This window comes from Desulfosporosinus sp. FKA (genome assembly GCF_002196785.1).
GTDB lineage: Bacteria > Bacillota > Desulfitobacteriia > Desulfitobacteriales > Desulfitobacteriaceae > Desulfosporosinus > Desulfosporosinus acididurans.
The window spans coordinates 85,443-105,537 of record NZ_NAHZ01000010.1 but is presented as its reverse complement, the minus strand read 5'-3'; the positions used below and the strand labels follow the sequence as shown (position 1 = coordinate 105,537).

At 43.4% G+C, this 20,095-nt stretch carries 12 protein-coding genes and 1 riboswitch; of the genes, 11 read left to right on the top strand and 1 reads right to left on the bottom strand.

All coding sequences use genetic code 11. The features are described 5' to 3' along the window. The first annotated feature begins 295 nt into the window (after positions 1 to 295). From glmS to B5771_RS01425, 11 genes are all read left to right on the top strand, one after another. On the top strand, positions 296 to 2,119 hold the full coding sequence (gene glmS / locus B5771_RS01475; protein WP_088185939.1) for a glutamine--fructose-6-phosphate transaminase (isomerizing): 1,824 nt from the start codon (positions 296 to 298) through the stop codon (positions 2,117 to 2,119). Positions 2,120 to 2,615: 496 nt separating this feature from the next. Next, on the top strand, positions 2,616 to 3,605 hold the full coding sequence (locus B5771_RS01470; RefSeq protein ID WP_047811875.1) for an ABC transporter substrate-binding protein: 990 nt from the start codon (positions 2,616 to 2,618) through the stop codon (positions 3,603 to 3,605). A gap of 18 nt (positions 3,606 to 3,623) precedes the next feature. Next, the gene (locus B5771_RS01465) at positions 3,624 to 5,894 is read left to right on the top strand and encodes a PAS domain-containing sensor histidine kinase (protein WP_088185938.1); all 2,271 of its coding nucleotides are present in this window, start codon (positions 3,624 to 3,626) and stop codon (positions 5,892 to 5,894) included. Positions 5,895 to 5,912: 18 nt separating this feature from the next. Beyond that, complete coding sequence (locus tag B5771_RS01460) at positions 5,913 to 7,316, top strand: sigma-54 dependent transcriptional regulator (RefSeq protein WP_083996366.1); 1,404 nt, start codon at positions 5,913 to 5,915, stop codon at positions 7,314 to 7,316. Positions 7,317 to 7,466: 150 nt separating this feature from the next. Next, positions 7,467 to 8,135: a 4Fe-4S dicluster domain-containing protein gene (locus tag B5771_RS01455; RefSeq protein ID WP_207652667.1), complete on the top strand. Its 669-nt coding sequence runs from the start codon at positions 7,467 to 7,469 to the stop codon at positions 8,133 to 8,135. A gap of 36 nt (positions 8,136 to 8,171) precedes the next feature. Beyond that, positions 8,172 to 9,494: an NrfD/PsrC family molybdoenzyme membrane anchor subunit gene (gene nrfD, locus B5771_RS01450; RefSeq protein ID WP_088185937.1), complete on the top strand. Its 1,323-nt coding sequence runs from the start codon at positions 8,172 to 8,174 to the stop codon at positions 9,492 to 9,494. A gap of 3 nt (positions 9,495 to 9,497) precedes the next feature. Then, the gene (locus B5771_RS01445; RefSeq protein WP_088185936.1) at positions 9,498 to 12,611 is read left to right on the top strand and encodes a molybdopterin-dependent oxidoreductase; all 3,114 of its coding nucleotides are present in this window, start codon (positions 9,498 to 9,500) and stop codon (positions 12,609 to 12,611) included. Positions 12,612 to 12,962: 351 nt separating this feature from the next. Next, positions 12,963 to 13,121: riboswitch (M-box (ykoK) riboswitch) on the top strand. A 252-nt stretch (positions 13,122 to 13,373) separates the two neighbouring features. Next, complete coding sequence (locus B5771_RS01440; protein WP_345788186.1) at positions 13,374 to 14,615, top strand: CBS domain-containing protein; 1,242 nt, start codon at positions 13,374 to 13,376, stop codon at positions 14,613 to 14,615. A gap of 18 nt (positions 14,616 to 14,633) precedes the next feature. Continuing rightward, positions 14,634 to 15,875, top strand: a complete 1,242-nt coding sequence (locus tag B5771_RS01435) for an Nramp family divalent metal transporter (RefSeq protein WP_207652669.1) — start codon at positions 14,634 to 14,636, stop codon at positions 15,873 to 15,875. A gap of 349 nt (positions 15,876 to 16,224) precedes the next feature. Continuing rightward, positions 16,225 to 16,434 (top strand): hypothetical protein, encoded by a 210-nt coding sequence (locus B5771_RS01430; RefSeq protein WP_047811868.1) that lies wholly within the window; start codon positions 16,225 to 16,227, stop codon positions 16,432 to 16,434. 156 nt (positions 16,435 to 16,590) lie between these two features. Continuing rightward, a complete protein-coding gene (locus tag B5771_RS01425; RefSeq protein ID WP_088185934.1) occupies positions 16,591 to 17,652 on the top strand; it encodes a DUF3231 family protein in 1,062 nt (353 codons plus the stop codon). 43 nt (positions 17,653 to 17,695) lie between these two features. Here the strand turns inward: B5771_RS01425 and B5771_RS01420 are convergent, their stop codons facing one another. Further along, positions 17,696 to 19,195: an Lsa family ABC-F type ribosomal protection protein gene (locus tag B5771_RS01420; protein WP_088185933.1), complete on the bottom strand. Its 1,500-nt coding sequence runs from the start codon at positions 19,193 to 19,195 to the stop codon at positions 17,696 to 17,698. Positions 19,196 to 20,095 lie beyond the last annotated feature (900 nt).

The window sequence follows — 20,095 nt, the reverse complement described above, 5'->3', positions numbered from 1 at the left end:
CGCCAGGACCTTATCTATTATTACCTTTAAGGTCGACGAGGAAGAGGGTTATCGAATCTTTCGGCGGGTCCCTCTCGGTGGCTTGTCACCGTTACGCTTACATAAAACCAGAGAGCAATTTCCGGGACAAAGGGTGAGTGAACAAGAGAAGGGGTTAGTCTGCCTATATGGACCCCTTGACTTTTAATGTCCAAAAGCTGAAACAACGAAGTCGTCCGAGGTAGGGCGGCTTTTTCTCGTATTTGAAAAACGATTTTAAGAAGTATAACGATGAGATTGAGGGGAGAAAAATAAAATGTGTGGTATCGTTGGATATGTGGGAAAGCAAACTGCTATTCCTATTTTGGTAGAAGGTTTAAAGAAATTAGAATATCGCGGGTATGATTCAGCTGGGGTAGCCGTGTTGGATGCCCAGGGTATCTCTGTGTCCAAAAGCGTAGGCAAGTTGGCCGCTTTAGAGAAGGAAATCGGAGAAAATTATTCTCAGTCCTGTATAGGTATTGGCCATACTCGCTGGGCAACTCACGGTCGTCCTTCCCAGGTCAATGCCCATCCTCATGGGGACTGCGGGCTTGATTTTGCTGTTGTCCATAATGGGATCATTGAGAATTATCTGGAATTAAAAGATCAGCTGATCGAAAAAGGGCACTCATTTGTCTCGGAAACAGATACAGAAGTTTTAGCACACCTTGTTGAAGATTTTTACCAAGGAGACTTGGAAGCAGCTGTTCGCCAAGTTTTAGCGATTATTCGCGGTTCCTTTGCTATGGTCGTACTCAGCCGCAAAGAACCGGGCAAGCTGGTGGCGGCCCGTAAGGACAGCCCGATGGTTGTAGGGCTTGGTACAGGAGAGTTTTTTATAGCGAGCGATATTACCGCGATCCTTAACCATACCCGCCAGGTCTATATTCTAGATGACGGTGAAATGGTTGTTATCCAAGAAACCGGGGTAAAAATTACGGATTTTGCCGGAAATCCCCGCGTCAAAGAAGTCATGCATGTTAAGTGGGATGCTGTAGCAGCGGAAAAAGGCGGTTATGAGCACTTCATGCTTAAAGAAATTCACGAGCAGCCTAGGGCCTTGCGAGATACGATGCTGGGGCGTCTGGAAGAGGAAAAGGTTGTTCTTCAGGAAGTCGATTTGACCTCGGACGAGCTCGCTCAAATTCATAAAGTTTATATTGTTGCTTGTGGAACAGCCTGGCATGCCGGGTTAGTCGGTAAGACCCTGATTGAACGCTGGGCACATCTCCCAGTGGAAGTAGACATTGCCTCAGAGTTCCGCTATCGGTCCCCATTAATCGACGAACACACCCTTGTGGTAGTTGTGAGTCAGTCCGGCGAGACAGCGGATACTTTGGCAGCTTTGCGGGAGGCTAAAAACCGGGGTGCACGTGTAATTGCCATCACCAATGTTGTAGGCAGTACGGTGTCCAGGGAGGCTCATGATGTAATCTTTACTTGGGCCGGTCCTGAAATCGCAGTAGCCTCAACAAAAGCTTATACAACTCAATTAGAAGGAATGGTGCTGCTCGGATTATACCTTGCTCAAGTCAAAGGAACCTTACCGGCAAACAAGATCGGGGAAATTATTCAGGGTTTAAAAAATATCCCTGCTCAAGTGCAGGAAATACTTGACCAAGAGAGCAGTATTCGTGAACTAGCCAAATCATTTGTCGGCGTTGAGGATGCGTTCTTCCTGGGCCGTTCCTTAGACTGGGCGGTTGCTATGGAAGGTGCTCTCAAGATGAAGGAGATTTCCTATATTCACGCTGAGGCCTATGCGGCAGGGGAATTGAAACATGGTACGTTGGCCCTCGTCACAGAACAAACCCCCGTCCTTGCTCTGGCAACTCAACGGGAGGTATTCGACAAAACCGTTTCCAATATCAAGGAAGTAAAAGCTCGTGATGCCAAAGTTTTCGGGATGACTTACAAAGGCAATACCAGCCTAGCTAAGGCGGTAGATCAGGTTATCTATATTCCTGAGACCAGAGATGAACTTGCTCCGATTCTCACAGTTATTCCGCTCCAGCTTTTGGCTTATTATGTCTCTGTGGCCAGAGGCTGTGACGTCGATAAGCCGAGAAACTTGGCCAAGAGCGTGACGGTTGAGTAGAATGTTAATAAAATGCGACAACTGTCTGTTCAATAATAATAAACACTGCAGAAAGAAAATAAAGACTGCAGAATAAAAATAATGTATGCAGAAACCCGTGGGGTGTAAGCAGGAGCAATCTTGTAAACCTCCACGGGTTTTTTTGTGTCCAAGAAACTACCCATCACCCCAAAAAAGAGAAATATAAATAAAAAAAAGAGCCCCACAGGGGGTGTAATCAAGACGGTTTCTGATGGGTCAGATAGAGATAAATATATATAGAAAAATAGATAGAGGAGGATGGATAAAATTGTTTTTTAAAAAATTTCATTAGTGCTTGCTATATGTTAAGCTAATGAGGGTACTTTGATAAAACTATATTTCAAGATACTAACTTTTCTTAAAATATTTTTTTACTTGACTGAAAAGCGATTCAGTGAAGTAGAGAAAAGGAATAGAGACGCTCAATAGAAAAAGCTAAAAATACCTAAAACGTTAAGGAGATCATGAGTAACGTATGAAGTTTTCTTTTTTTCGATGGCGCAAAGGGATCCTTCTAAGCTTTCTTGGACTTATCCTTTTAACCGGTTGTTCCGCAAAAAGCCCCTCTCCTCAGGTAACGAAGGTTGGCATTTTAGTTGCTGATTCTACAAGAACAGCCAAGTTTGAGGGGTTTAAGCAGGGCTTGGCTGAATTAGGCTACGGTGAGGGGAAGATGAGCTTTCAAGTTTTGAATGCGGAGGGTAATTCGCAGAAACTTACTGTCGAGGCTAAGGAATTGGTCCGCCAAGCCCCGGACCTTTTGGTGGCTGCAGGCTTCGCGGAGGCGGAGGCTATTCTGCATGCTTCCGATGAAAAATCGAAAATTCCGGTTCTTATGATTGGAGTGACTTCAGCTTCAGACCTTGCGGATGAATTTAAAGCAAGGGAAATACCCGTCTCCGGGATTGATAATGGGCATGTGGAATTGACCGGGAAACGTCTTGAACTTCTGCAGCTTCTTTTTCCTGATCGGACTAAAATCCTGAATGTTTATGATCCGGGCATTCAAGCAAGTCAACAAGCCCTGGACGAAGTTCATAAGATCCTGGGTTCTAAAACCCGTTATGAAGATATCCCTGTTAGTGAGACGTTGGGTTTAAGCCGTTTGCAGAACCATGATTTTCAAAAGAATGAAGCGATACTGCTTTTGCCGAGTTATACTATTGAAAGCAACGTCCGCAAAATCCGTGATCTTGAACTTCAAGAGCGGGTCCCGGTGATGGGCTTCTATGATACCGAAGTGGCTGCCGGTTATACGGCAGCTTACGGACTTTCTTATCATGATTCGGGTTACCAGGCTGCACGTTTAGCCATTCGTATGCTGAAAGAAAAAAAGTCAATCCCTTTTGATATGCCGGACTCGGTCCAACTGGAAGTCAATCGCCTGGCGATCCAAAGGATTGGTGAGAAATTATCCCCTACCGGGCAGAGCTTTGCTGTACAAGTGGATACGATTCAGAAATGAGAGAGGAGGTAACGTGCGATGAAGGGTCTCGATCCTCAAATCGGTCCTGAATCGATCCACCTCCCTTGGTGGTATCGTATCCGAGTACGAACGCTTCTTTTCGGAGTTTTAGCATCTATTCTTCCGGTGCTCCTTATCAGCGGCTATTATCTTTATTTTGCCAAGTTGGATTTGCAACGCAGTGTTCAAACACAAAACAATTTGTTAGTCGCTCGCATTGCTCAAGAAGTTGATCTGTCGCTTGAACATACCGAGGAATCTCTGAAAAGTTTGGCGATCAATCTAACGGATCCGGAACATCCCCATGATGATTCTCAGGTAGACAGACTCCGTCATGATCCTCAGTTGCAGCTTCAGTTCTACCGGTTCTTACAGGAATTTCCTCTGGCGGATGAAGTCGTCCTCCTGAATGCGCAAGGTGAGGCTATTGGAGGAGTGAGTCGGTTTCGGATCTTTCAGCCTGAAATGAATTGGGCGAACCCCAATTTGCTCAAGAACCTAACCCTAGATAAACTTTCCTATAGTGATGTCCATTTTTTGAGCAGCGGAATTCCCACCGTTAAGATTGTTGTGCCCTTGGATGCTGATGCGGATTTTTCGGGTGGTATAGGGATTCAACTCCGCCTGAGAGGGTTACTGACAACCTTAAAGACGCCAAATCCTTTACCGAAAGCCGATCTTTTCGTGGTCGATCCCTCGGGACGCCTGATTGCGGATTCGGATGTTACTCGCCTCCTGGAAAAAGCAGACGTTCGCCAAAGCTATACAGTACAGAATTTCCTTATGTATAAAAACCCTCAGGAATTGCCCGCTTTGAATCAGTATCTCAGCTATACCGGCCAGGAAGTGATCGGTGGGTATGAAGTGCTGCCGCGCAATGGCTGGGGAGTTATGGTTGAGCAGCCTGTTGCAGTGGCTTTTGCTCCGATCAATCAGTTAATAACGCGCTTTTTGATCTTTATCCTCTTTATCTTGGTGATCTCGATATCCGCGAGTATCGTATATGGTTTATCCATTACCCGTCCGGTCGAGCGCCTTGAAGAGGCTGCCTGGATTGTTTCGCGCGGGCGCCTGGAGGAACGGGTTCCGGAAGATCGGAAAGACGAGTTGGGGCAGCTGGCCGGGACGTTTAACTTTATGATGGAACGGCTGCAAGCTCAGTCCGAAAACCTAATCCAGGAGAAAGAACGTTTAGACACGATTGTGCATGGGATTGGTGCGGGTTTGGCTCTTTTGGAGAAAGATTTTTCGGTCACCTGGATGAACCCGGTTCTGGAACATTGGGTAGGAGAAGGCTTTTCTTTTCTTCCCCAGAAGGATAAGTGCTATACGTTCTTTGGGAATTCAGAAAAACCCTGCGAGAATTGCCCTCTGGAAAATTCTTCAGGCACTGATTGGAAGGAGGATGTAATTTCTTATCTGAATCGCCCGGACGAAGGCAATGCAGCCAGGCAAAAGATCTTTAGACATCGACTTTATCCCTTAAACCATGCCCGACCCAATGAACCGGGTTATCTGATGGTGATTGAGGATATTACTGAACAGCGCCGCATGGAGGATTTAATAATCCAAGCAGATAAACTCTCGGCTCTAGGCTTATTGGCCTCAGGTTTTGCCCATGAAATCAATAATCCATTAGCCATTATTCAAGGTTATGCCGAAGATTTAGAAGAACAGATCGCCGAGCCTTTTGTGGGAAACGGAGGCACCGTACCGGAACGGATGAAGCGCTCTTTGCGGACGATTCGTAAGCATGTCGGGAGAGCTCAAAGAATTACCCAGAGCCTTTTAAACTTTTCACGAAAATCAGAGTGGAAGGTTGAAGAGATTGGCGTGGAGCAGGTGATTGAGGAAAGTTTAGCGCTCCTTGAAATCCTACTGCGAAAAAAGCAGATCCGGGTCATGAAACGCTGGGAAAGCCCGTTGCCAGGGGTTAAAGGAGATGCACTGCAGCTTGTTCAGGTGTTCGTGAATATCCTCAGCAATGCCGTGGATGCACTTCCGGAGCAGGGAGAACTTCAGATTGAGGTTCAAACAAGGACCAAAAAAGGCGAAAGCATCCTGGAAATCACAGTTCATGATAACGGCGAGGGGATAGCGCCTGAGCTTTTGTCCAAGATTTTTGATCCGTTTTTTACGACCAAAGAGGTGGGCAAGGGAACAGGACTGGGACTGGCCATCAGTTACGGCATTATCGCTCGAATGGGAGGGACGATTCAGATAGAAAGTGAACCTTGCCAGGGAACGAAGGTTCAGATTACTTTGCCGGTTATAAAAATGCCGGGGTGAAATGAGGAGTGACAAGGAGTGGCTGAAGGAGCGAGGGGCAACACCCCGGAGTGGGAAAATTTGAGGTTAATTATTGTTGATGATGAAGAGGATTTGCTGGATTTGCTCGTGGATCGTTTTGAGCGCAAGGGATGTTTTGTTGAAGGTTATTTGAACAGCCTCGAAGCGCAGAAGGCTTTAGAGGTTCGGAATTTCGATCTTGGGATTTATGATATCAATCTTCCGCAGATGAACGGGGTTGAGCTCCTGCGTTGGAGTAAAGAAGTGAACCCGGAGATGGAAATTCTGATGCTTACCGGGCATGGTACCGTCGAGACGGCGATAGAGACGATGAAGCTGGGGGCTTATGACTATTTACGTAAACCATATGCCTTGGCGGAGCTGGAAACCATGGCCGAGATGGCTTGGGAGAAAAAGCGTCTCAAAGAGACGAATACCGGACTTCGTCAAGCTCTCGTGAATCAAGCCGTAACAACCTCCGGCTTCGACCCGGAAGAGAGCTTCCAGATTATTGGGAAGAGCCCGGAAATGATGAAATGGATTGAGCTTACCCAGCGGCTGGCGGACAGTGATATATCGGTTTTAATTGAAGGAGAGAGCGGCACCGGTAAAGAGTTATTCGCGAAGGCCCTGCATCTTTGGGGGAAACGGTCGGAGCAACCCTATATTGCGATTAACTCTGGTGCGCTTCCAGAAAACCTGTTGGAATCTGAACTTTTCGGGCATGTCAAAGGAGCCTTTACCGGTGCTTCCCAGGAGAGAAAAGGTCTTGTCGAGGTAGCGCATCAGGGAACGCTTTTTCTTGATGAAATTGGGGAGATGCCGCTGAACTTACAAGTTAAGCTCTTGCGTTTTTTGGAAAGTGGAGAATACCGGCGGATCGGTGAATCCCGCTTGCGCAAAGTAAATGTTCGAGTGGTTGCAGCGACTAATCGTGTCCTAGAAAAAGAAGTAGCACACGCTAATTTTCGCCAGGATCTATACTACCGTCTGAATGTCATGAAATTGACGATTCCTCCTTTGCGGGAACGTCCGGAGGATATCGAACCGTTAGTTGAGCATTTTCTCAAACGCTACAGCCGGGTAAAACCACTGAAAATGACACCTGAAGCCTTGAAAGACCTTCGCCGTTATCCCTTTCCCGGAAATGTGAGGGAACTGGCCCATATGATTGAAAGGGGTATCATCCTTAGCCAAGGAGTGGAAATTGAGGGGAAGGACCTCCTAATTCCGCAGTTTCACGCGTTCGGCCAACCGCAAAATGAGCGGCTTGTTTCTCTAGCCCAGCTCGAAAAAGAGCACATTGTCAAGGTTCTGGATTGTTGCAAAGGCAACAAGACTCATGCTGCGAAGATCCTTGGAATCAGTGTACGTCAGTTGTATCGGAAGCTCGACGAGTACGACTCTGAAAATATGTCATAGCTGCTCTGTAAAAATGTCAGAGTAATGAAAGTCTTAAATCCTAGAAAGCTAGGGTTTAAGGCTTTTTTTACTCTGGTACAGTAATTGCAATATATTATGTCGCTTATGAGCACAAGAAAAAAACTATTGTACAAAAAAAGGAGGTACCCCATGCGCAGTTCAGATGCAGCTCAAACCGCCAAAAAACAGCCCCGCTGGGGGATGGTCATTGATCTGACAAAATGTGTCGGATGTGATACGTGTACCGTCTCGTGTAAGGCGGAGAATCGTACCCCACCCGGGGTTTCTTATAATGTCCTGTTGGAGCTGGAGGACGGAATATTCCCTAATGTAAAACGGGTTAATATTCCCCGCCCCTGCATGCAGTGTGATAAGGCGCCCTGTGTCCAGGTTTGTCCGGTCAGGGCCTCTTACAAAGCAGACAACGGGATTGTTGTCATTGATTATGATCGGTGCATAGGCTGTCGGTACTGTATTAGTGCCTGTCCTTACGGAGCCCGTTCCTATGATGACGGCGCAAGTTATGAACAGGAAATGTTAGGCTACAATGATGTTCAAGCTCCGGAATATGGTAAAAAACGCGGACCCTGCAGAAACGGAAAGATTCCCGAAGGCGTCGTACGCAAGTGTTCTTTTTGTTTCCATCGTTTGGAGCGGGGTGAAGAACCGGCATGTGTAGAAACGTGCATTGGGGATGCCCGATATTTTGGAGACTTGAATGATCCGAACAGCGTCGTCTCCAAATTAGCAGCCAGTCCTAGGGCTTACCGTTTGAAAGAGGACCAAGGAACTGAGCCGCGGGTTATCTACTTGCGCTGACATTTGGAGAGGAAAACCAAGAAAGTGGGGATAGTTATGCAAACGACAAGCGCCGGTTCGAGGCTTCATCGTATCGAACGGGAGTGGTGGACTGTCTTAGGAATTATCTTTGTTGTCGGGATGATTTCTCTTGTAAAAGGGTATTTATTGGAGGGAATGAGCTCAACGAACTTGACGAACACTGTTCCCTGGGGAGCTTGGGTTGCTTTTTATATTTATTTTATCGGCATGAGTGCCGGCTCGTTTCTCCTTTCGACGTTGATCTTTGCCTTTGGCATGAAGCAATATGGAGAAATTGGGCGTTCAGCTCTTTTATCGGCGATTGCCAGTATGATTACCGCCATCGCCTTTATTTTCTTGGATATCGGCCGTCCTGACCATGTCTTTAATTCTCTGCTCAATTGGAACATCATGAGTACGATGGCGTGGGAAATCCACTTCTATATACTTTATATTTTGCTCTTAGTTACTGAGCTCTATTATTCAATGCGCCCGGATCTGGTCAAACGGTCTGAAGGCCAAGGGCGTTTTGCCAAACTTTCTAAGTTCCTGACTTTTGGCTATACGGATGTTTCAGAAGAATCACTTGCCTGGGACAAGCGTCTACTTAAAATCTTAGGAAGTGTGGGAATACCCCTCGCAATCTTTGGTGTCCATGGAGGAACGGGTTCGATTTTTGCCGTAGACAAAGCACGTCCTTTTTTAAACAGTGGACTTTTCCCCATCATCTTTATTCTTTCGGCTCTCGTTTCCGGAACAGCTCTCTCCATTGCCCTCTATGTTATTAAGAATTGGGTATTTCATCGTCCTCATGACCGGACCATGGTTCAGTCCCTGGGAACCTTGATGGGAATGTTCCTGGCCATTGAGCTCGGACTGGAGTGGTATGAATTCCTTATTGGCCTTTACGGACTTAAAAGTGAAGAACTCCTAACGATTAAAACGATGACAGCCAGCCCATTCTGGTGGTCCTTTTGGGTTTTTCAAATGGGACTTGCCATGGTGATTCCATTGATTCTTGTTTTTTACAAAAAAACACGCCAATCCGTAAAGTGGGTTTTGGCCGCAGCGATCATGACAATTGTTGGAGTCGTTGGCGTTCGCTTCAATATGATTGTCCCTCCCTTTATCGTCCCTGTCTTAAACGGACTCCCACCAGGGAATTATTACCCGACCCTTTCCGAATGGGTAACGAGCTTTGGACTGATTGCGATGGGAATGATTATTTATACTTTGGGTGAGAAAATCCTGCCCATTGATCAATACGAGGCAAAGACCCAAGAAGCTGCCGTTGGCTTGGATGCATTCGATGCAGGTCAAGATTTTGGGCACGCGGGTCTTGAGAAAGGAGTGGAATAATCCATGGCAGAGAAAAAGGATTCGATGAAGTTGAACCGGCGGAACTTTCTAAAAGCTTCGGGAGTTTTAGGTGCCGTGGCTTTTGGCGGACCGTTCCTCGGAGATCCCCTGCGACAATTGATGAATAATGCTTGGCTCGATACCCCTCACGGCGTAGGCGGCCAAGATGAAGATTACACAGCGGCTAATGTGATCTATACTACCTGCGAACAGTGCAATTCCCACTGTACAATTAAGACTTGCATTGAGGAAGGGGAAAAAGGAAGGCCCTATTCAAGCTTAGTCCGAAAAATTGCGGGAAATCCCTACAGCCCGTTGACGACGATTCCGTTTGGTCCGGTTCCTTATGGAACTTCGGCTTTAAGCGCAGCGAAGGGTAAGCACACCTTGGCCGTGGAGGGCCGCGGGTTTCGGGGCGGAAGAACCTGCCTCAAAGGACAAGCCGGGATACAGACTGCTTATGATGCTTTACGCGTCCGTACACCTCTTAAACGGGTCGGACCCAGAGGAAGCGGAGAGTGGAAAAGCATCACCTGGGAGCAGGCGATTCAAGAAATTATTAATGGCAGTCCTGATTTGGGAACACCGGGTCTTAAATCCCTTTGGGCCTATGTCGGCAAAGCAAAGGTGATGGGCGATTGGGATCTCGTAAAAAAAGGACAAATGACGGCTCAAGAGTTTGATAGAAAATACAAAGATGTGCTCATTGACACTCAACACCCTGATTTTGGTCCGAAGTCAAATCAAATTGCCTGCCTTGGAGGAGACCGCCGAGATTTTATGCGCGACCGCGTCTGGTTTCAAGGCTTCGGCAGTATCAACTTTGATGATCACGGCGGGGCCTGCGGTGCCAACGGGGTCATTGGAACAGTTCACTCCTTCATAACTCAGCAACCGAAAAAGAGACTCTATGCCGACCTGAACGCCACGGAATTCCTGTTAGTTTGGGGAACAAACCCCATGGTCGCCAATCGGGGTCCTACGTTTTTGGCGCCGATGTTGACGAATGCCTTAGCCCGGGGTATGAAGATGGCTGTTATTGATACCCGGATGAGCCGGACCGCTGAAAAAGCCGATATCTGGGTGCCGATTCTCGCAGGGACAGATGCTGCCTTGGCCTTGGGCATAGGCCGTTGGATTGTTGAGAACAAACGCTATGACGAGCGATACTTGCGCAATCCAAACCTTAAAGCGGCCCAGGCAGATGGAGAACCAACCTGGAGTGATGCCACCTATTTAATCAATGTTTCGGATGAAAAAAAGCCGAAGCTAAGGGCAAAAGATCTGGGAATCGGGGATGATACCGAATTTGTAGTTTTGCAGAATGGGACTCCTGCTGCTCATAGTCAGGCTGCTGAGGGCGATCTGGAAGTCGATAGTGTAGTTAATGGCATTCATGTGAAATCGGCCTTTACTCTTTATAAAGAACGGGTCATGGAACAAACCTTAGACGAATATGCGAACATCGCAGGAATTACGAAGGAACAAATTATCGAACTTGCCCAGGAATTTACGTCTCACGGCAAGAAGGTCGCCATCATGGCTTATCGCGGCATCGCCATGCACGCCAACGGATATTATACGGCACGGGCTGTGAACATGCTGAATCATTTAATCGGCAATCATGATTGGCAGGGAGGAAGCCTGACCGGTGGAGCACGGCATAAGGATATGACAGGCCGCTATGATCTGAAAAAGGTCCTGAATGCCCATCAGGCCTGGGGGATTCCGATCAGCCGCCGCTCCTCCGCCTACGAAAAGAGCAGTCTCTTTAAACGAGACGGTTATCCTGCCAAACGCCCCTGGTTCCCGATTGCCGGAAATTCTTCGGAAGAAGTGATTCCAAGCGCTGCCGAAGGATATCCGTATTCCTTAAAAGCTCTTTTCATTTACCGGGTCAACCCAATACTCACCTTCCCGGCAGGGGATATGACCCGTCAGACCTTAATTAATCCTCGAAAAATTCCTCTGCTGGTTTCTTCTGATATCGTTTTAAGTGAAAGCACCTCCTGTGCGGATTTTGTCTTACCGGACCTGAGTTATCTGGAACGCTGGGGCAGGAAAACAATTACTCCCAGTTTCCCCTTGAAGGTGACACACTTCATGCAGCCTGTGACCCGCGTTTATCCAGAGCCTCGCGATACGCAAGACGTTTTCATCGAGATCTTAAAGAAACTAGGTTTACCGGGTGCCGGAGCGAAGGCCTTTGCGGATGGGAGTCCGTTAGACCGGGTTGAGGACTTTTACCTAAAAATGATTGCCAATATTGCTTTTGCTGAAACTCCGGTTCCTGATGCATCAACCGAAGAACTTATGGTCTTCAGCGAAGCCCGAAAGGCGGCTTTAGGTCAATTCTTCGACGAAAAAAGCTGGCGCAGTGCGGTTAAACCGGAAGAGTGGGCCAAGGTTGTCACGGTTCTTAACCGGGGCGGACGTTTTGAAGATCCAGGTGCGGAATATGAGGGGCCCCTCCTCAAATACCGTCTTAACGGGCAAACTATATTCTATGACGAAAAAACGGCGGGAGCGAAACATTCCTATACAGGACAATATTTTGATGGCTTGCCCAAATACGAAAGCATTCGCACGTATGATGTACAAGAAGTCAAACAAAGTGAGCCGCTTCACTTTCTTAACTGGAAGGCGAGGAATATTGCCACTCACCGCACGATCAGCGATGTTTGGTTAAGGGAGATTAAACCTGAGAATTTTCTTTGGATTAATCCGATCGATGCTAAAAAGCGCGGGTTGCAGGACGGTGATCAAGTCAAGATCAAATCAGGACTTATTGAGGTTGTCGGCCATATCATGGTTACGGGCGGAATTCGCCCGGGAACGGTGGGAACACCCTACAACTATGGTAATACTGCTTATGGGGGGCATCCGGTCATCATTGACGGAAAATCAACTCCTGTGCTAAAACCGTATAACCATACACCGTTTACTGTTAAAAAGCCTTTTGAGCAGAAAACGGGCTATGCCCTTGGGCGGGATACCGGGTTCTCAGGAAACAGCTTGCTCATGATTGACCCCAAACTAAAAAATACCTCATTGCTGGATCCGATTGGCGGAGGTGTCGCTTCGCTCGATACTAAAGTTGAGATCATACGAATGTAAGTTATGCTAGCTACCCCCCGTTGTACTAACGGGGGGTAGCTAGGTCTATATTATTTTCATAATATCCATGCTCTAAAGCAACAGAATGATCGTTATTCATAACTCTGATCTCCTATCTGATTAGAATTCAGGGCTTTGCCTTATAGTTTGTTCATATATATGGAATGATATCATTTGAGGTAGTTATACAATATTTCCTTGAAATAAGGCTATATCTGGTTTAAAATAGGAATCCATTGAGCATAGTACAGATATTTAAGGTTTATGCACTAAAACAAAACAAATTGCACAAAAATTGAGTTCGTGTGCTTGTAATTAGGCAACTAAAGTATTATAATAAACGCGAAGTTAATAATTACTCGGTAGGTGAGGCTACCGCAAGGATATGGATTGCTGCCGCGGAGAGTTGGAGACAACTCGAGAAGGTCAACAGGATATGTCGAAAAACAAGGCATAACCTAATGTAATTTCACTGCCTTGCAGAGCTAAAACTTGAACGGGATTTAACAAGGGATTATTATGCCTTCGCCATGTTGTTCAAGTTCTGGCGAAGGTTTTATTATTTTTCGCAAGTTGTAACAGTTGCATTGCAACTTTATAGTCTGAAACATGGAGGTTGTTCATGATGGACACAGACCCTGATGGTAGATGCTTTTATTTGAATATAGCGTGGAGGGAATTTTGACTTTGATTTATTTATATATCTAAGTCTAATATATTATTGTCAAAAATCCCTCCATATAAGAAATGGAGGGATTTATTGTGTCAGTATCAACGTTTTATCTTAGCCGGGTATTAGGTAATAAAGTTATTTCGAGTAATCATAAAACAATAGGCAAACTATTAGATTTAATTGTTGATGTAAACGAGATTAGTCCAAAAGTGATTGCGGCTAAAGTTAAGCTTGAGAGAGAAATTAGAGTTATTGACTTTTCAGGGATATCAATTTTTAAAGATAAGGGTCAGTACATTATTCGGTGTGATCAGTTACAAGAAATGACAGTTGCCAAAGAGAATACCATGTTCCTGAAAAAGCATGTTTTAGACAAGCAAATCGTCGATATGGATGGCCGGAAAGTTGTAAGGGTGAATGATTTAAGGTTAGCAATTCTTAAAAGCGGTATATTTACGATTGCGGTTGATGTAGGTTTCGATGGCCTTTTGAGACGTATTGGGATTGCTAAACCGATAAAGAAGATTTTGAAGCCTTTTGGGATTCGCGTACCAAGTAAAATGATTTTATGGGATGATGTGGCTTCTGTAGATTATATCCATGTAGGACTAACGCTTTCCAAAGAACATGATAAACTTTTAACCCTTCATCCCTCTGATCTAGCAGATATTATTGAAGATTATGACAGGCATACTCAGGTTGCCATTTTTAACTCTCTCGACGAAGAGAAAGCTGCCGATGTACTGGAAGAACTTGAAACTGATGCGCAATTACACGTCTTGGCAAACCTTTCGGTAGAAAAGGCAGCCGACGTTCTTGAGAAAATGCCGGCAGATGAAGTCGCAGATATTCTTGATGAGATGGAAGAGGAAGATGCCGAGAAACTGTTAAATGAGATGGAACAAGAAGTATCTCTTGAAGTTCGGGAATTGATGGAATACCCGGATGACACGGTAGGAAGTTTAATGACTACAGATTATATTTCTCTTAATCAGAGCATGACAGTCAACGAAACGTTAAGGGAGTTAAGACACTTAAAACCTGAACCAGATACGGTTTATTATCTGTATATTGTTGATGATCATGAAAAACTTATCGCGATAGTCTCGTTAAGGGATATTGTTATTTCTGAACTTGATGTAAAACTTAAGGAGATCATGCATACAGATGTTATCTATGTATACGATTATGAAAAGATTGAAAAACTGAATGAAATAATAACGAAATATAATTTGCTTTCAGTTCCAGTTGTTGACAAAAAAATGAAGATGCTTGGTATGGTTATTATTAATGATGTCATGGATTTGGTCGTAAGAAAAAGAAGAAATTAGATGGAGGTGATTAATATGATGACGCAAGCTAAGAAATCATCCTTATTAAGAAATCTGGTTTTATTTTTGGCAGTATTAGGTCCGGGTATTATCACGGGGAGTGTTGATAACGATGCCGGCGGGATTACAACGTATTCGGTGGCCGGAGCGCACTACGGATATAGTCTTCTATGGACATTGATTCCTGCCTTCGTTGCCCTTGTCGTTGTACAGGAAATGAACGCTAGAATGGGTATGGTCACAGGAAAAGGACTAGCTGATTTAATTAGGGAAAACGCCGGGGTGAAAATTACATTTTTTATCTTTATTGGTCTTCTCATTGCCGACATCGGAAATACAACGACGGAGTTCGCCGGTGTAGCGGGTAGTATGCAGGTTTTCGATGTCAGCAAATATATAGCGGTACCACTTGTGGCTATTGCTGTATGGTTTCTGGTTGTCAAAGGCACTTATCGTATGGCTGAAAAGATATTTTTAATCTTCAGTGTGTTCCTTCTTTCTTACATCATATCGGCTATCATGGGAAAACCGAACTGGGGAGAAATTGGCAGCTCAATTATTCACCCGGATATAGAATATAATTTCGATTATGTTACGATGGTTATCGGCTTAATCGGGACAACGATAGCTCCATGGATGCAATTTTACATGCAGTCGGCCGTAATAGAAAAGGGATTGGAAATTAAGGATTATAAATTTACCATGTGGGACGTAATTATTGGCAGTATTGCCACAGTGGTTGTTGCCTTTTTTATTGTGGTTGCCTGTGCATCAACTCTCCATGTGAATGGTGTTAAAATAGAAGAGGCAAAAGATGCAGCATTGGCCTTGGAACCCTTTGCCGGAACGTTCGCGTCTCAAATATTCGCTTTCGGTCTATTTATAGCTTCGGTCTTTTCGGCTACGATACTTCCGATTGCCACAGCATTTTATGTATGTGAAGCATTTGGCTTTGAAGCAGGTATTGATAAAAAATTAAATGAAGCTCCTCAATTTTATACATTATTTACGGCGATCTTGATCATTGCTGTGGGGATTATTCTTATACCGAATGCGCCGCTCATATTGATAAGTTTATGGTCGCAGGTTCTAAACGGAGTATTGCTGCCTGTCGTACTAATTTGTATGATGCTTTTAATCAATAACAAGGAGATCATGGGAGAGCATACGAACAAGTTATTTCATAATATCGTTGGATGGACTACTACGATAATTTTAATCGCTTTAACGCTTGCCCTTTTGATTGGTCCCTTTATTTAAAAGTGTTATAAACGTTAGAAAAAAGAAAACTTAAATCTTTGCAAGATAAAGAAATCAATTAAATTATTAAAGAGTGATTGAAAGAGTTATCAATCACTCTTTAATAATTTATAGCTTCAATTTGAGTTTTATTTTTGATGATGATCAATGAGCCATGACTAAAGTCATATAAATATTTGATTTAGATCACAGATTAAAATTGAGAATTTAGATAAAATTAAGACACCTAAAAGAAAATTGCTAAGTTCCCGGCCATTGTTAAGCAATAAAAGGGTGTGGTAAAAAATGCAGCTAACTAAAGAGCTGAAGGTAGAACACAACGATGTATTTATTACGGGGGGGCCTAAAGATGTCAAAAAGTATATTTGAATTGGAAACAAATCCTCTTTTAATGCAAGATAAGAAGTTTCAAGTAGGTAACCGTGTTAAAACAAATAATGATCACAAGGGTACCATTGTTCGTGTTGATCGAGATGAAATGGGAGTCTTCCTTGTTGTCCAATTAGATTTTTCAACTCATGAATTTGCATATGATCAGAACGAACTTGAGCTGCTTTGACTAGTAGAAACGGAGAGTGTCATGCTCTCCTTTTTTTCTAAAATTAAACTTATTAGAAAAGTTATATGGTTATTGCTCTGGGTGGAAACCATAAAAAAGCCTCTTGAAGGATAAGCTAGTAAAAGAGCTACTACATTCAACAGGAGGTAAAAAATAATGACCATACAGGAATTCAATCAGGCATCAACCCAACAAGAACAAGTTCCTTTTGGAGCCTTTCAACATAACGTGTCTAATATTCTGCCAACTTCACCAGAAATCGGTTATCTTTGGTCTGGATATTTGGCAGAATGTATGTCTGTTTGCTTTTTGAAAGATTATGTTTCGAAAGCTAAAGATCCTGATATTCGAATGGTTTTACAGCGAGCTCTTGATTTCTCAACGCAACGGGTGACATCTATGGAGGGTTTGTTGAATTCAATTAATTGCCCGATTCCTGATGCCTTTGGCGAGAAGGATGTTGATGTCAATGCCAAAGAGCTTTTCTCCGAATCATTTACACTCCAGTACACTAGATTGATGCAAAAATTTGTTTTGTATTACTATTGCAATGCTATGGCAGCGTCAACTCGTTCGGATTTTCGTAAGTTTTTTGTAGAATGCATGAATACGTCTATAGAGGTTCATCAAAAATCTACTGATGTACTGTTAGCAAAAGGAATTATTGATAAACCCCCGATTATCCAGGTTCCTTCCAGAGTAGACTATGTTCATGACAAAGATTACTTTGGAAGTCTTATTGGAAAGAAGAGACCTCTCAATGCCCTGGAAATAAGCCATCTTTATGCCATAATGGAAACTAAAGAATTAATTGAGACGTTACATGTCGGGTATAGTCAGGTCGTTAAGTCAGAGAAAATAAAGAAATATCTTCTTAAAGCAATTGAAACGGCTAGAGATCATTTAAAAATTCTTAGTTCTTTTTTGTCGGAGGAGAGTCTTCCTACACCAAAAATGACAAAAATTCTTATATCTGACACAAAAGAGTCCTCAGTAAGTGATAGATTAATTCTAACCCATTCGACTTCTGTTATAGGCTATATTTTAACGGAATATGGAATTGCAGACACGAATAGTGCTCGGTCTGATTTAGTATCAACGTTTCGTGGTTTAGTTACTGACGTTCTTTTCTTGGCCAAGAATGGAGCAGAATTAATGGTGGAATATGGTTGGTTGGAAAAGGTTCCTGATGCGACAGACCGCGATAGTTTGCATTAGTATATGTTTCAGATAACGATCAAACGCTTTCTTTGTTGTTTGTTTAGAAGGATCTACAGGTATCCAAACATTTTACAAACTTTGTCGCGAGGTTCTCGCTGAATGACCTATCATGCTCAACAAACAAAATAGTCGGCTGGTATTCAAGCAATAACTCTTCGATTTGGATACGAGAAATTACATCAATAAAGTTAAGTGGTTCATCCCAAATATAGAGATGAGCTTTTTCGCATAAACTTTTGGCAATCAGTACCTTTTTCTTCTGGCCGCCGCTGAATGTTTCGATATTCTTTTCAAATTGAACCCTGGCGAAACCAAGCTTTCTTAAAATTGTTTTAAAAAGGCTTTCATCGATTCCGTTGTCTTGAGCATAGTCCTTTAAATTACCTTGAAGATGTGAGGTGTCCTGCGAAACATAGGATATTACAAGTTGGCTTCCTTTGCGAAAATTACCCGTATAGTTAATAGGCTCTCCACAAATTAGTTTTAGAAGACTTGATTTTCCTGAGCCGTTTTTACCAATAAGGGCAATCCGGTCCCCTTGCTCAATTGTGAAGCTTATTGCTTCGCAAACCGCCTTTTCATCGTAATATATGGAAACATTTTCGAGTTCAGCGAACCGTTCATTATGATAAGCCAGGGGTGAAATCTTCAGGCTGTCGGAGTCTTCAAGATTTTTGAGAAGCATGGATTTTTCATCGATAGCCGCTTGTTGTCTCTTTTCCATTGACTTAGAGCGTTTCATCATTTTGGCTGCCTTGTGACCAATGTACCCTTTATCGGGCTTGCTTCCAGAATTCCTGATTCCTCTTTTAGTCTTTTCCACTTCCTCAGACCAGTTATTCGTTCGCTTAGCAGAATCGTTCAAACGATCAATGCCTTTTCTCAGCTTCTCATTTTCGGCAAGCTCAAAGCTATCTTGTCTTTGTTTATTTTTCCACCAAGAGGAGAAATTGCCTTTTTGGATTTCTAAGTTAGTCTTATTAATCGATAGAATATGATCGATGCAGTTATCTAAAAAAGCTCTGTCATGTGAGACGAGAATAAATCCCCGTTTGGTCTTGAGATAGTCGCTAACCAGTTTTCTAGCTGTCAGATCAAGATGATTAGTGGGCTCATCAATTAAGAGAAAACTATTTTCCTTAAGAAACAACGTTGCGAGCAGCACTTTCGTTTGTTCTCCGTTTGATAATGTCTTGAAAGGACGATACAAAACTTCCTCAGAAACGTCGAGCTGCGAGAGTTCACGTATTAATTCCCAGTGAACATAATCTGGAAAAAGGTCGTTAATAACATCGAGGGTTTTATTTTCCTTAGCTTCTACATTGAACGGAAAATAGTCAAAGTTGACATTGGCAGAAATATGACCGCTGTATTTATAGTTGCCGAGCAATAAATGGAGAAATGTTGTTTTCCCTCTGCCGTTTCTGCCCGTAAAGCCCAGTTTCCAATCTGTGTCAATCTGAAAGCTGACATTCTCAAAGACATTATCATAACTGCCATCATAGGCAAAGGTTAAATTTGTTACATTGATTAGCGACATAGTTTTATCCTCCTGTGAAAAATTAAGAGCTGCAAGAAAGTTAATTCTTGCAGCTCGCAAATACACAACAAAACCAAACCTACATAGGTGTGGCAAGGAGGTATTATTTGAGTGAAAAGAGATAGTAACTTTCTTGCATATGCACAACAAAACAAGCGGTTTTAGGTAACCATACTTATTTCATCATGCCTGATTGTTTAGCAAGAAAAATTACGCATCTTTTCAACTCCAATCTACTGTTATTTTTTAATACTACTACGTATCTTTTATAAAAGCAAGGAGCCTTTTCTCAGTATGGCATGTGCGAGACATTAGATTTGCTATTGACAATTCTAATCAGTAAAATAGCGATTGCCTATAGACATATAAGCTTGAGAATGTTATTATTAGCACAAGAAAAAAGAACGAGAAGGAAGTGAACCATAAACCCTAAGGTAGAGAAAAATAAGACACGAGATCAGCCTAACGATTTGTGATTGTAAACACTATCTCAAAGACATTCTAATAGATAAACTAATCAAACAGCGTATGGTTATCATTCTGTGAGCAAGTTTTAAGTTTAACAAAACAGTTTAAAGGGGGCGTTACTATGTTAGCATGGATTTCAATGATTATGCTGTGTATATTTCTCGGCTCATGTGCGGTTGTAACCGTTACTTCGTGTTATCAGATTTTTAAACTGGTACGAAGATTACCGGGAAAAAGAGATTATGCAATTAAACCACAACATTTAAAAACCAGTCATGGATGATTTCTACAGAATTAAAACATGCGTCTAAGCAGGCTGTCACTTGAAGAAGGTGATGGCCATTTTGTTTTTAATAAGATATTTATCCCGGTTTTGTGTTTACATACCGTGATCGGAGGTAACTGGTTTGGGGGAGAAGTTAAGAACCCCGT